Below are 12,798 nucleotides of genomic sequence, written 5' to 3' on the forward strand. Positions count from 1 at the left end.
ACAGGGCCGGGGTGGACCACCCGTGACGGGTGATGCGTGGTCGAGGCCGGAGGGCCCCTGCCACCTCAGTGGCAGTGCAGGTTCCACGGCTCGTCGAGCCGGATGACTCCGGGGCGGTGCCCGTGCCGGGTGGTCGCCTCGGCCAGTTCCTCGGCGCACTGGTGGAGCCGCCGCAGCGACCGCTCGTCGGCGCCGTCGCCGGCGTTCAGCTCGCCGTACGCGGCCTCCACGGCCGCCAGGGCATCCGCGAGGTCCGCAGTCCCGGGAACGAGATCCGTTGCCACGGCTCTGCCTCCTGGTCGCATGTCGACCACGTGGTGCGCGGGTCGAACGGGCTCCTGGTGCGAGGATGCGGCCGCCGTGCCGTCCGCGAGGCCACCCGTACCGGGTGATCCGCCGCACTCCGCGCCGGTGGACCGTGGTGCCGTCAACACCACTCGGCTGCGGCCATGGAGGTCAACATGTCCGACTACCCGCTGCTCGACGCGTTCCTCACCATGATGTGGTTCTTCCTGTGGGTGCTGTGGTTCATGCTCCTGTTCAGGGTCATCGGCGACATCTTCCGCGACGACAAGCTCGGCGGGTGGGGCAAGGCGGGCTGGACCCTTCTCGTCTGCGTACTGCCCTACCTGGGCGTCCTCGTCTATCTGATCGCCCGGGGCAAGGGCATGGGCAAGCGGGACGTGCAGCAGGCGCAGGCCCGGGAACAGCAGTTCCGCACTTACGTACGGCAGGCGGCGGCCGAGACCACGGCGCCGCAGGCCAACAAGGCGGACGAACTGGCCAAGCTCGCCGGCCTGCACGACCACGGCGACATCACCGACGCCGAGTACGAGAAGGCCAAGTCCAAGGTGCTCGCCGCGTGAGTGGGTTCGTCCCCTGATCCGGTGATCCGGTCCGCCGCGCGGGCCGGATCACTCATGAAGGCGGCGCATCTCCACCACGTGCAACCCCAGTGACTGGAAACGCGTCAGCAGGCCGTACAGCTGCACCTCGTCGGCGATCTGCCCGCAGAGCACGGTCTGCCCGGCCGCGACGACGCCTTCGAGCTCCGGGAACGCCTCGGTCATGGTGTGGGACATCTCCCCGTCGACGCGGATCTCGTATCGCATGAGCGTGCTTCTCTCGCAGTCGTACGGCGGCTCCGGGCCACACGCTCCATGCTGGGGCCGCCGGACGGTGTGCGGCATCACCCGTCCCAGGTGACCGGCTCCTCGTCACAGGAGGTGCAGCTCGCGGGCGTGCCGCACGGCTTCGCTCCGCCGGGTCGCGGCGAGCTTGCGATAGATGTTCTTGAGATGGGTCTTGACGGTGTTGACCGACAGATGGAGGTTCGCGGCGATGTCCTCCGTCGACATCGTCTGCGCCAGCCGTTCCAGCACCTCGTGCTCACGCCTGCTGAGCGGCTCGGTCAGGAGGCCGGGGCCCGTGCCGTGCGCGTGAGGTACCCGGGTGTGTCCCACGAGCGCGGGCGGCAGCCAGTCGTGCCCGCGGGTCAGTTCCGGTCGGCGGTGCACCAGGTGCCGCAGCCACGGTCCGGCCTCGACGAACGGCCGCCTCAGCCGTGCGGGGCGGGCCGTGGACAGGGCTCTCGCGGTCAGACGCTCCGCCGCGGAGCCGTTGCCCAGCGCATGGGCGGCCTGCGCCCGTGCCAGCAGCACCCTGGTCGTGACGGCGGGGCCGTCTTCCGGTCCACCCGCGAGCGTGCCGAGCAGGTCCAGCGCCTCTTCGACGCAGCCGACGGCAAGCCGGGCGCGGGCCGCGGCCACGACGCTCTCCGGTCCGGCGGCCGGGTCCTTCTCCAGGATCTCCATGGCAACCTCCGGCCGGCCTGCCGCGAGATGCGCGCCGGCCATCGCGAGGGCCGTACGGTCGCACACCCAAGGCGAGGGCTCGGCGACGGCGTGCGGTTCCTCCAGCTCGTCCAGGACGTGGAGTGCCGCTTCGGGGTTGCCCCTGGCGAGCAGGAGGCGCGACCGCAGGAGGGGCAGGCCGGCGAGCACGATGGGATCGTGCGCGGCCGCCGTGGAGGCGGCAGCCTGATCGAGGCCGGCGTGTGCGGCGGCGAGCTCGTCACGGTCGAGGGCGACGGCGGCCAGCACCAGCTGGACGACTCCGGTACGGGTGGAGGGAGGCAGTCCGCCGCGCTCCGCTTCGGCGAGCGCCTCCCGGGCATGTCTCTCGGCGCGGTCGGGCCAGCCGCGCAGGAAGTCGATCAGCGCCAGCCGGCTGAGACATTCGTGGCGGGGGAGCGCGGTGTGCGGACCGTCGTGCAGATGCACGGCGGCGGACAGCGTCGACCGGGCGGCGTCGAAGCGTCCCGCCCACAGCTGGGCCGATCCCAGGTCCGTGAGCATCAGCGCGCGCAGCTCCGGGTGGGCTTCCAGGCGCTCGGCGGGAACGGCGCGTCGCGCCGCCTCCACGTCCTGTGCGGCGGCCTCGGCCAGATCGGCCGCGCCGGTCATCCGGGCGGCGAGGACCCGCAACTCGGCGCAGCTGAGCCGTAGTGCCGGAGACGGGGGGCCGTCGTTGTGCAGGTTGTCCTCGGCGCGGCGCAGATGGTCGAGCCCGCGGTCGACGTCGTGGCGGGTCAGATGACGGGCGGTTCGCACCAGATCCGCGGCAGGACCGGGCGTGGCCGGGGGCATCTGTGAGAAGAGCCGGTCGAGGCGTTCGGCGTCCAGCCCCGTGAGCAGCTGCCCGATCGCCAGCTCCTCGACGAACTGGTGCGACGTGCGTTCCCAGTCACCGCCGTCCGCGGCATGGGGCAGCGCCTCCGCGAACATCCCCGCCTCGCTGAGCCAGCGTGCCGCCCTCCGGTGCAGCTCGGGTTCCAGCCCCGGGCACCGGACCCGCAGATGGACCCGGAGGATCTCGGCGAAGAGCGGGTGGAGCCGGTACCAGGAGTGGCCGACGGGTCCGACGAACGCGTTCGCGCGCTGCAGCCCGGCGAGGATCGGGTCCGCGTCGGCACGGCCCGTGAGGGCGTTGGCGAGGTCGGGGTGGATCTGTTCGAGGATGCTGCTGCGCAGCATCAGGTCCTGGGTCTCGGCCGGCTGTGTGTCGAGCACCTCGGCGAGCAGGAAGTCGGCGAGCGTGCTCTGGCCCGCTTCGAAGTTCTTCAGGAAGAGGTCCGGATCCTCGGCCTGCTGCGCCGCCAGGATGCAGAGCCGCAGCCCGGCCGCCCAGCCGCCGGTCCGCTCGGTCAGTGCCCGCACGCCACGCTCCGACAGCTGCATGCCGTGCCTGCTCAGCAACTCGGCCGTCTCCTCCGGCCGGAACGCCAGCTCGGCACCCCGGATGTCGGTGACCTGGCCGGCGGCGCGGTAGCGGTGCAACGGCAGCAGCGGTTCCGTACGGCTGATGAGGATCAGGCGCAGCCCGTCGCCCACGTGGCGGAGCACGAACTCGAGTTCGTCGGCGATCTCCGTAGAGCCCGCCACGCGGTCGAACTCGTCGAGCACCAGGACCACGGGCTCCGTCAGCTCACTGAGGTGGGCCGCGAGCCTGGCGAGCAGCGAGTGGTCCACCTCGCCGGAGCGGGCCGGGCTGCCGACGGCGTCCGGCGGACCCAGGCCGAGGCGCCGCATCGCCTCCAGCACGTAGGTCCAGAACACGCCGGGGGCGTTGTCCTCGGTCTCCACCGTCAGCCACGCCGGACGGCTCGGCGAACCCTCCGTGGCGATCCAGTCGGCCACCAACAGTGTCTTGCCCGCGCCGGCTGGTCCGTTGACGAGGGTTACGGGCACCTGCCTGCCCAGAGTCAGCCGCTCGACGAGGCGCGGCCTGCGCACGAACGTGTCTGGAGGGGTCGGCACACTGAACCGCGCTGCCAGGAGGGGGTCACCGCTCGGCGCAAGGCGTTCGGCAGCATCGTCCCGGTGTCCGCCGGAGGTCGGATCGGGCATGGCACTCACCGCAACACCGCAGTTCGCAGTCCGGAAAAACGCCTACCGATTGATCATCGCCCCAGGCCCGGAATGCCGCAAAGGATGCTGGTCAGCCCCTCGGCGCGGGCGACATCCGGACGGCCGCACCGCCGCGCCGGTCTTCACCCGGGACGGGTGAGGCGCGAGGGCGCGGCGCCGGCGCACCGTTGGGGCAGGGAAAGCGCGGCCCCGCCGGGACGGCCTGGAAGGAAGGCACGGTCCATGTCCGAGACCCACCGCCGGATTCTCCCGATCCCCGACGTGCATCGCCTGGGACCGATCACGTACGACGCGAAGGACCCGGACACCTCGTTCCCGCCCATCCGCCCGCCGATGCCGCCCGAGCAGGCGCCGAACGTCATGCTGATCATGCTCGACGACGTCGGCTCCGGCGCCCCCAGCACCTTCGGCGGCCCGTGCGAGACCCCCGTCTCCGACCGCCCGGCACAGAACGGCCTGGCCTGTGCTGCACCCGCTTCCACACCACCGCCCTGTGCTCGCCGAGCCGTGCGGCACTGCCGTCCGGCCGCAACCACCACTCCGTGGGCATGGGCGGCGTCACCGAGATCGCCTCGACCGACGGCCCCGTACCAAGGAGAAGGATCATGGACTATCCGCTGCTGAACGCATTCCTGACCATCATGTGGGTCTTCCTCTGGGTCCTGTGGTTCATGCTGCTCTTCCGCGTCTTCGGCGACATCTTCCGGGACGACTCGCTGAGCGGCTGGGGCAAGGCCGGATGGTCGGTCTTCTGCGTCGTCCTGCCGTTCCTCGGCTGCTTCGTGTACCTCATCGCCCGAGGCAGGGGCATGGGCGAACGTGAGATGCGCAGGGCCCGCAGGAACGAGCAGGAATTCCAGGCCTACGTCCGAGAGGCAGCCGGTACCGGCGGGGGCACGCCCACACCCACAGGGCACGTCGAGGAACTCTCGAAGCTCGCCGGCCTGCACGACCACGGGGACATCACCGACGCCGAGTACGAGCAGGCCAAGGAGAAGGTGCTCGCCGGCTGACGGTGGGTGAGGAAGGGGCACAGCCATGGACGTGGGACCTGTCGAATACGTGATCGTCGCCTTTCCCGGCAACCGTTTCCGGGGCGAGATCGCACCGGAGCTGAGGGCTCTCGTGGCGAGCGGCACCGTGCGGATCCTCGATCTGACCTTCGTCAAGAAGGACGCGGACGGCGCCGTCTCCTACCTCGAGCTCGATGCCCTCGACCCCACGGAGGCATCGGTGTTCGACGACATCGACGGAGAGGTCGGAGGGCTGTTCACCCGGGAGGACCTCGCGCTGGTCGCCGGCGAACTCCCGCCGGACTCGTCGGCGGCCCTCCTCCTGTGGGAGGACACCTGGGCAGCCGGGATGTCGGGCGCGGTCCGCCGTGCCGGGGGCCGGCTCGTCGCCCATGAACGCATCCCCGCAGAAGTGGTGGAGCGGGCGTACCAGGACGCCGCGTGAGGCGGCACACGCGCACCGGAAAGGGAAGGTGAGTACCATGCTGGGTCGCCGTCTGGCGCGTCGCGAACGTCCAGGCCTTGTCGGGGTGGCCGCCCGAACGGCGGTGGCCGCCGGCACGGCGAGCGCGGTCTCCGGCCGGCTCGCCCGGCACCGGGCCGAGCGTTCCGCCGCACAGCAGACCGTGCCCGACGCGGAAGCCTCCGCGCAGGCGTCCCCGGGGCTGACGGACGAGGAGATCTCCAACCTGGAACGCCTGGGCAAACTCCATGAGCAGGGCGTGCTGTCGGACGAGGAGTTCGCCGTCCAGAAGGACCGCATCCTCAGGGGCTGACGGCGGACCTACGGCTCCTCGTTCTCCCCGGGAGTGCCCAGCCACCGCGGGAACGGCCCCGAAACGGCGGTGACCTGGCCCAGCGCGACTCCGGCGACGACCACGCAGCTGCACCCGATCAGCCACGAGAGCAGGGTGAACACGTAGCCGAGGGACCCGAACTGGTCGATGCTCCGCTTCATGGTCGCGGGCATGAACAGGCCCGACGCATAGATGAACACCACCATGCCGACGCCCGTCAGAACGGCTCCGGGCAGCAGCGGCAGCCAGCCGATCCGCGCCGCGAGCAGCAGATGCTGCGTCCACCACCACAGCAGTACGGAGATCGTCAGCGAGAGCACGACACCGAGCCAGGTGCCGCCTCCGAAGCCGTGGCGCAACGGAGCCTGCAACAGCACCGCGGCCAGCCAGCCCAGCAGCCACGCCAGCCAACGCCACGCGGCCAGTCGGGTGCCGGCCTTGGGCAGATCCCAGCAGCGTTCGCACACCCTCTGCAGGGCACGGCTGAGGGCGGTCGCCGAAATGAGCGTGACGACGATTCCGACAGCCCCATACGTCTCCTTCGTGTCGCCCTGCGCGCCGAACGTCTTCTCGATGTCCTCGACCGGCGCGTCGTGCCCGAACATGGCCTGAACGGAGTCGACCAGCACGTCCTTGACCGGCTTCGGCGCGAACGCGGCCACCACGATGAGCAGCGGCAGCGCGGCGAGGAACGTCTGGGCCGCCAGCCGCGCGCTGGCGTCCATCCAGTTGACGCTGATCAGCCGGCCGAGCATCCGACCGATCACCGGTGTCCGCCGGGGCATGTCCTGAGCCGCCCTCGCCCAGTCCCCGAGCTGCTTACGATTCACAGTCCATTCCTCGCACAGACAGGCCGCCGCCGCCTTCAGGGGCTCGCGCCCTGTGCGCTTCATCCGGGTGAATCAGCCGGCGAGTGAGACCGGCGAAGCGGAAAGCCGGGATCACTTGGCTAGCGTGCCGCAGGTGAGGGACGGCGAGTCAGCGGGGCGTCATACTCCCGGCGCGGCCAGGAAACTGCTGCGTACGGTCCGAGCGGATCCGCGGCACATGCCGGAGCGCATGGCCGTGTTCGCGGTCGAACTCCTCGGGTCGCCGGCCGCGGAGCGGATGGCCCAGCGACCGCCCGGGGGACCGGAACACCAAGCGGACACCGCTGAACGGGCACACCAGGTGGTGCGCCGGGGAGTGCGCACCTCCGTCGTGGAGGGCTCCTTCCTGGGCGGCCCGTTCATGGCGCTGCTGCCGATCGCGTTCTGTGGTGCGCTGCTCGCCCAGGTGCGGATGGTGCTCGAACTCGCGGCCCTGTCCGGCCGTGACCCCGGGGACGAGACGGTCGTGGCCGACCTGCTCGTGATCCAGGGCGTTCATCCGACGGTGGCACAGGCCGAGGAGGCGCTGCGGCAGGCACGTCCCGCGGCCGGGGGCGGCTCGGCGAAGGCCGGCTGGTGGAGCACCGTCAGGAGACTGGCGTACCTCATCGGTCTGGTCACGCCCCAGGAACATCCGCGCGGAAGGTTGCGCGGTGCCGCGGTGTGGGCGGGCACGATCGCGCTGGTCCTCGTCGGCTTCGTGGTGCCGTTCGTCTGGGTTCCGGTCTGCGCCGAGACGTACCGGCGCGCGACCAACCAACTCGCCGTTGTCGCCGCCCGGCACTTCGCGCTGAACGGCGGGACCGGCGTGCTGCCGCAGGGCGGTCCGGCGGGGCGGCGGCCCACGCTGCGCCCGGGGCTTCTCCTGGTGACGGTGCGGGTCCTGCTGGCATGCCTGGTGCCGGTCGTGATCGTGGGTGTCGTGCTGGCCGCCGACCTTCGCTTCGGCGACCAGCACTGGAGCGTGATGCTGCTCGCGGTCTTCGCCGTTGCCGCGATCACCGCGCTGGTGTGGTACCTGCGCCGCCGCTGACTCGGCCGTGCGCCAGCGCCAGATCGCGCAGTCGCCGCCAGTCCAGACGGGGCCGTGTCCGGGGCACGCCGGGCCGGCTGCGGGGGACGCGTACGCGCAGGGCCTCAGGGCGGATCGCGCAGTGGACGGGGGTGGGAAGGGAGAGCGCCTCGCCGTCGATGCCGACCTCGACCCGGGGCGCGTCGGCATCGATGACGACGGTGGGCGCGGTCGCGACGGTGAGCCCGGACGAGCGTCGGCCACGGATCAGTTCGGCCGCCTGGGCCGCGTTGTCGACGTTGACGCCCAGTACTCCGAGGACGCCCGTGTCCAATCGCTCCCGGTGTCCCAGGCCCACCGGGTCGTCCGTGCTGTAGGGGTTGTTGCTCACGAGCACGGCCTGGGGGGAGTCGATGCTGACGCCCGTGCCCCGGACCTTGAGCCGAGAGCCGATGTGATGGGTCAGGATGTCCGGCAGCAGCCGGAGGATGGTGCCGATCTTGTCGTCGCGGTAGGCGGGGCTCTGGACGACCTCGGCGTAGGCGCCGAACGACACGTTGTTGACGAAGGTGTGCTCTCCGACGCGCCCGAGGTCGACACGGAGTTCGACACCGTCGGTGAGTGCGTCGAGGCACGTGGCGGGGTTCTCGCGGTCGAGCCCGAGGTCGAGGGCGAAGTGATTGCGGGTACCGGCCGAGATCACCATGAAGGGGACGTCGTGCTCCGCCGCCACGCCGGCGACGAGGGCCTGCGTGCCGTCTCCGCCCGCCACGCCGAGCAGGTCCGCACCGTTGGCCAGCGCGTCCCGGGCGAGCGCGGCGACGTCCCGGGGGTGAGCGGGGTCGAGCAACACGACCTGGGCGCCCAGGGCTTCGGCCTTCTCCCGCAGGCCGAACCTCCCCACCTTCCCGCCGCCCGAGCGCGGATTCATGATGAGGAACGGGCGCTCGGGCGCGGCGGTGCGGTATTCGACCGGAGCGACACGCCCGCCGTCCTCGGCGAGGGCGGCCCAGCCCTCGAAACACACCACGGCCCACAACACGAGAACGACGATCACGAGCCAGAACAGGCCGACTGCCACGAAGAGCGCGATCACCGCCCCCTGTACGGCTACGGCCAGGGCGACCGCGAGCCACCTGACCAGCCCCTTGCGGCTGAGGGCCCACCACAGCCCGGCCGCGCTCAGGGCGAGCCCGGCCAGCGCGACGGCGGCCAGCCCCAGACTCCGGAAACCCGCGACCACGAGAGGCAGAGCCACTGCGACGACGGCCGCCGTGATCGCCAGTCGGGCCGCCCACCGCTGCGTCCTGCTGCCGCGATGCCCTGCTTCGTCTCCACCCATGTTTCCTCCGTGACTCGTCCCTGCCCTACCGTGTGCCGGAGTTCCCCTCACGCAGGTGCGGCCGCGCGGCGGCGGCCCTCCGATGCCAGGCGCCGTACCGGTTGGCGAGGAACACGGCGGACATGCCGTGCAGCAGGATGCTCAGCGCGACGGTGACCGCGACGACCCGGCCGATGAGCCGAACCCCCGGGACGTGCTCCTCCACCACCAGCAGCCCGAAGACGACGGACGCGAGTCCGCGCGGTCCGAACCACCCGATGTAGCCGACCGTGGGAAGTGCCAGCCGACTCCCGGTCAGGGAAACGGCGACGGGCAGCATGCGCACCACCGTGAGGCTCAGCACGGCGTATGTGACGATCCGCCAGTCGAGGTGCTCCAGAGCCGGCCCGAGCAGCACGGCACCGAACACCAGAAAGCTCAACGACGCCAGGAACTCGGCGAGTTGCTCGGCAAGCCGCGCGGTGTCCGCACCCTCGTCCACGGGCTCCGCCGCCGTGGAGCGCCGCTGGGAGACACCGAAGGCGAAGCCGGCCACCCAGGCGGCGATGAACCCGCTCCCGTCGACGACGACCGCCAGCGTGTACGAGCCCGCCGCCACGGCAAGGACGAACACCTGCCGCCAGGTGCCGCTGACCCACCCCCGCTCGCGCGACCAGGACAACAGCCACCCACCGAACCCTCCGACGGCCAGCCCCAGCGCGGTGCTGACCACGAGCGCACGCCAGAAGACTCCGGCGACTCCCTCCTCCGAGGCGTGGGTTCCCGGCAGAGCCGCGAGGAACAGCAGGAAGAAGGGCAGCGCCATCCCGTCGTTGAGGCCGCTCTCGACGTTCAGACCGCTGCGCACGAGCGGGGGGACACGTGGATTGGAGACCGCGGTTTTGCCCAGCGCCGCGTCGGTCGGCGCCAGGATCGTTCCGACCAGCGCCAGCTCCCACAGCGTCAGCCCCGGCAGCAGCGGCCAGGCCAGGAGCCAGCCCGCCCCGATGGTCAACGGCAGTCCGATTCCCAGCAGCCGGCCGGGGAGAAATCCGCCGACCCGCAGATCACGACGCCGTACGGACGTCGCGTCGGTCAGCAGGACCAGTGTCAGGGCCGCTTCGACCAGGGTGAGCAACGGTCCCGCGTCGTGCTTCAGGTCGATGAGGTCGAGCCCGAGCGGGCCGATCGCCACCCCGAACCCGGCGAACACCATGGGCCCCGACACGGCGGTCGTGGAGAGCCGCCGGGAGACGACTGCGTACCCCGCCGTGACGGTGGCCACGGCCGCCCCGGCCCACGCACTGCCACCGCTCACCGGGACCTCACCGGTGCGGCGTCGCGGTAGCGGCGGCAGTAGGAGGCGTGGCACAGGTAGGACCCGCCTCGGATCACCCGTTGCACGCCGAACGACGGGCCGGGCGGATCGTCCTGCGGGCTGCGCGCGTAGTAGGCAGGCGAGTACCAGTGGGCGTACCACTCCCAGACGTTGCCGCACATGTTGTGCAGGCCGTGTCCGTTCGGGGGGTATGCGGTGACGGGCGCCGTTCCGTACCAGCCGTCCGCGCGGGTGTTGCGGTCGGCAAAGGTGCCCTGCCACACGTTCATCCGATGGCCGCCGCCGGGCTCCGGTTCGTCGCCCCAGGGGAACACCGGCTGTTCGAGGCCGCCGCGTGCGGCGTACTCCCACTCCGCTTCGGTCGGCAGCCGCTTTCCCGCCCACGCGACGTAGGCGGTGGCGTCGTTCCACGAGACCTGGACGACCGGGTGTTCGGCGCGTTCGCCCACATCGGAGCCGGGGCCCTCGGGGTGGCGCCGGCACGCCCCGTGCACCTGCCGCCCCCAGGGGGCCTCGGCGACCGAGCGGGTGTCCGGGAAGTCGTCGGGCAGCAGCCCGGCGAAGACGAACGACCAGCCGTAGCGTTCGGCGTCCGTGATGTGCCCGGTCGCGTCGGCGAACTCCTCGAACTCCGCGTTGGTGACAGCACAGCGGTCGATCCAGAAGGGCACGAGGCGGACCGTATGGACGGGGCCCTCCCCGTCCTCGGGAACGACCCAGTCGTCCTCCGCGCCCATCAGGAACGGACCGTCCGGCAGGTGCACCATGCCGACCGCCCAGGCGTCGACCGGGGGTGCGGACGGCACGGTCACGCTCACCTGCTGCGGCGACTCACCCCGGGACGGGGCACAGCACCGTCTGTCTGATCCGTTTTCTGACATTGGGCACCAATCGGGATCGAACATGCCGACCTGTGCATGATCCGACCTGGCACCGGCGTGTCCGGCATCGACACGACGAACGGGTGCCGTGCCCCTGAGGGCACTCCGGATGGCGCACCCCGGATGCCGTGTGCCCCGTGATCGGGAGGAATGGATACCGACGCCAGCCACAACCGGCCGCACCCGACGCCTGGAGGACGGATGACCAGCCCGCGGGAACCATCGCAGGCCCCTGCCCAGGAGGGATCGCCACCGGGCGGCCGGTCGACCACGGCCGGCCGGATCGTGCGGAAGGTCGCCTCGGCGGTTCTGATCGTCCTCACCTGCGTCCTGGTCCCCGTGTCGGTGCTGACCGTCTGGGTGCACGACATCGTCCTCGACACGGACCGCTATGTCGCCACGGTGAAGCCCCTCGCCTCCGACCCCGCGATCGAGGACGCCGCGCGCAACCGGATCGTCCAGGCCGTCGACGTACGGGTCGACGGCAAGCGCGCCACCGCCGAACTCGCGGCCTGGCTCCAGTCGCAGGGCCTGCCGCCCACCGCGGCTCGGGCGGTGCGGGGGCTGGCCCCGCAACTGGACGCGGCCGTGACCGGCGCCGCGGACAAGGTGGCGACGCGCTTCGTCCGGAGCGACAGGTTCGAGAAGGTGTGGACGTCGGCCAACCGGGCCGCCCACACGGCCGTGGTGCACGCCCTGACCGGGAAGGGACGCGGTGCGGTCGGGGTCGACGAAGGGACAGTGACGCTGGATGTCGGCACCGCCGTCGACCGGGTGAAGCAGGAACTCGTCGACGCCGGTCTGACACCGGCCGCGAACATCCCGGACGTCAACAAGCAGATGGTTCTCTTCAAGTCCGATCAGCTCAAGCGCATGCAGAGCGCCGCGCACGCCCTCGACGTGGTCGGTACCTGGATGCCGGTGCTGACGGTGGTCCTCGGGGCGGCGGGAGTGTTCCTCGCGTACGGGCGCCGGCGTGCCCTGGCGAAGACCGCCCTGGGTGCCGCCGGGGCTGCTCTGATCGTCGCGATCGGCCTGGTCGTCGCCCGCCACTACTACCTGGACCATCTGCCCCCGCAGGTGCAGTCGGAGGCGGCCGCGGCAGCCGTCTTCGACCATCTCCTGCACTTCCTGCGGGTCACGCTGCGCACCGTGATCGTGCTCGGTGTGGTCGTCGCCCTCGGTGCGTATTTCGTGGGGCCCGGCCGAGGGGCGCGGGCCGTGCGGACCAGGTCTGAGCACACCGCCGACTCCGTGGCCCGGTGGGCGGACGCCCACGACATCCGAACCGGTCGAGTGGGGACGTGGACGGCGGACAACCGGCGCCGGCTCACAATCGGCTTCCTGCTGCTACTCGCCCTGCTGTTCGCCCTGTGGAATCACCCCACCGTCCTGACGGTACTGCTCCTGGTCCTCGTCTTCCTGGCGGTACTCGCGGTAATCGCCCTGGTGGCGGCCAGCGGTCGCAGGGAGCGGGCGGCAGGGGCTCCCGTCGCCGATTGACACACCGTCAAATACTGGCTCCGGAACGAAGGCTGACGCCCTGGCGCGGCGCCGAAAGGGCGCCCGCCCGAAGAACCGCAGTGGCACCCGCAGAAGCCTCCTTCGTCCCATGTGGTGTTCCCCCTCTGATGAGT

At 71.4% G+C, this 12,798-nt stretch carries 13 protein-coding genes; 6 read left to right on the top strand and 7 right to left on the bottom strand.

All coding sequences use genetic code 11. The features are described from left to right. Window positions 1-65: 65 nt before the first annotated feature. Window positions 66-284 (bottom strand): hypothetical protein, encoded by a 219-nt coding sequence (locus tag ACFXC1_RS08020; RefSeq protein ID WP_381240343.1) that lies wholly within the window; start codon window positions 282-284, stop codon window positions 66-68. Window positions 285-461: 177 nt separating this feature from the next. Between ACFXC1_RS08020 and ACFXC1_RS08025 the strand changes: the two genes are divergently transcribed. Further along, window positions 462-866 (top strand): SHOCT domain-containing protein, encoded by a 405-nt coding sequence (locus ACFXC1_RS08025; RefSeq protein ID WP_381240346.1) that lies wholly within the window; start codon window positions 462-464, stop codon window positions 864-866. 48 nt (window positions 867-914) lie between these two features. Here the strand turns inward: ACFXC1_RS08025 and ACFXC1_RS08030 are convergent, their stop codons facing one another. Together ACFXC1_RS08030 and ACFXC1_RS08035 are read right to left on the bottom strand one after the other, a co-directional pair. Beyond that, entirely contained in the window at window positions 915-1,112 is a 198-nt protein-coding gene (locus ACFXC1_RS08030; RefSeq protein WP_381240348.1) for a hypothetical protein, read from the bottom strand. Between the two features lie 105 nt (window positions 1,113-1,217). Continuing rightward, window positions 1,218-3,908: a LuxR C-terminal-related transcriptional regulator gene (locus ACFXC1_RS08035; RefSeq protein WP_381240351.1), complete on the bottom strand. Its 2,691-nt coding sequence runs from the start codon at window positions 3,906-3,908 to the stop codon at window positions 1,218-1,220. Between the two features lie 626 nt (window positions 3,909-4,534). Between ACFXC1_RS08035 and ACFXC1_RS08040 the strand changes: the two genes are divergently transcribed. The 3 genes from ACFXC1_RS08040 to ACFXC1_RS08050 are packed head-to-tail and all read left to right on the top strand — an operon-like array spanning window position 4,535 to window position 5,718. Next, on the top strand, window positions 4,535-4,942 hold the full coding sequence (locus ACFXC1_RS08040; RefSeq protein ID WP_381241127.1) for an SHOCT domain-containing protein: 408 nt from the start codon (window positions 4,535-4,537) through the stop codon (window positions 4,940-4,942). Window positions 4,943-4,967: 25 nt separating this feature from the next. Further along, window positions 4,968-5,387, top strand: a complete 420-nt coding sequence (locus ACFXC1_RS08045; protein ID WP_381240352.1) for a DUF6325 family protein — start codon at window positions 4,968-4,970, stop codon at window positions 5,385-5,387. A 37-nt stretch (window positions 5,388-5,424) separates the two neighbouring features. After that, on the top strand, window positions 5,425-5,718 hold the full coding sequence (locus ACFXC1_RS08050) for an SHOCT domain-containing protein (RefSeq protein WP_381240354.1): 294 nt from the start codon (window positions 5,425-5,427) through the stop codon (window positions 5,716-5,718). Between the two features lie 8 nt (window positions 5,719-5,726). Here ACFXC1_RS08050 and ACFXC1_RS08055 read toward each other — a convergent pair whose 3' ends face one another. Then, window positions 5,727-6,569: a YhjD/YihY/BrkB family envelope integrity protein gene (locus ACFXC1_RS08055; protein ID WP_381240356.1), complete on the bottom strand. Its 843-nt coding sequence runs from the start codon at window positions 6,567-6,569 to the stop codon at window positions 5,727-5,729. A gap of 217 nt (window positions 6,570-6,786) precedes the next feature. Here ACFXC1_RS08055 and ACFXC1_RS08060 point away from each other — a divergent pair, with 217 nt between their 5' ends. Further along, window positions 6,787-7,641: a hypothetical protein gene (locus tag ACFXC1_RS08060; RefSeq protein ID WP_381240359.1), complete on the top strand. Its 855-nt coding sequence runs from the start codon at window positions 6,787-6,789 to the stop codon at window positions 7,639-7,641. Here the strand turns inward: ACFXC1_RS08060 and ACFXC1_RS08065 are convergent. The 3 genes from ACFXC1_RS08065 to ACFXC1_RS08075 are packed head-to-tail and all read right to left on the bottom strand — an operon-like array spanning window position 7,607 to window position 11,161. Continuing rightward, entirely contained in the window at window positions 7,607-8,962 is a 1,356-nt protein-coding gene (locus ACFXC1_RS08065) for a diacylglycerol/lipid kinase family protein (protein WP_381240361.1), read from the bottom strand. The genes ACFXC1_RS08060 and ACFXC1_RS08065 overlap by 35 nt on opposite strands. Before the next feature lie 25 nt (window positions 8,963-8,987). Further along, window positions 8,988-10,259 carry a cation:proton antiporter gene (locus ACFXC1_RS08070; RefSeq protein ID WP_381240364.1) on the bottom strand — a complete coding sequence of 424 codons (1,272 nt, stop codon included), beginning with the start codon at window positions 10,257-10,259 and terminating at the stop codon, window positions 8,988-8,990. Next, window positions 10,256-11,161 (bottom strand): formylglycine-generating enzyme family protein, encoded by a 906-nt coding sequence (locus tag ACFXC1_RS08075; RefSeq protein ID WP_463293351.1) that lies wholly within the window; start codon window positions 11,159-11,161, stop codon window positions 10,256-10,258. Before ACFXC1_RS08075 ends, ACFXC1_RS08070 begins: the two co-directional genes overlap by 4 nt. 201 nt (window positions 11,162-11,362) lie before the next feature. On the opposite strand from ACFXC1_RS08075, the gene ACFXC1_RS08080 reads away from it, so the two are divergent. Then, window positions 11,363-12,664, top strand: coding sequence for a hypothetical protein (locus ACFXC1_RS08080; protein ID WP_381240368.1), 1,302 nt, complete (start codon window positions 11,363-11,365; stop codon window positions 12,662-12,664). The last annotated feature ends 134 nt before the right edge of the window (window positions 12,665-12,798 follow it).

Source organism: Streptomyces hokutonensis, assembly GCF_042751305.1.
In the GTDB taxonomy this organism is placed as follows: domain Bacteria; phylum Actinomycetota; class Actinomycetes; order Streptomycetales; family Streptomycetaceae; genus Streptomyces; species Streptomyces hokutonensis_A.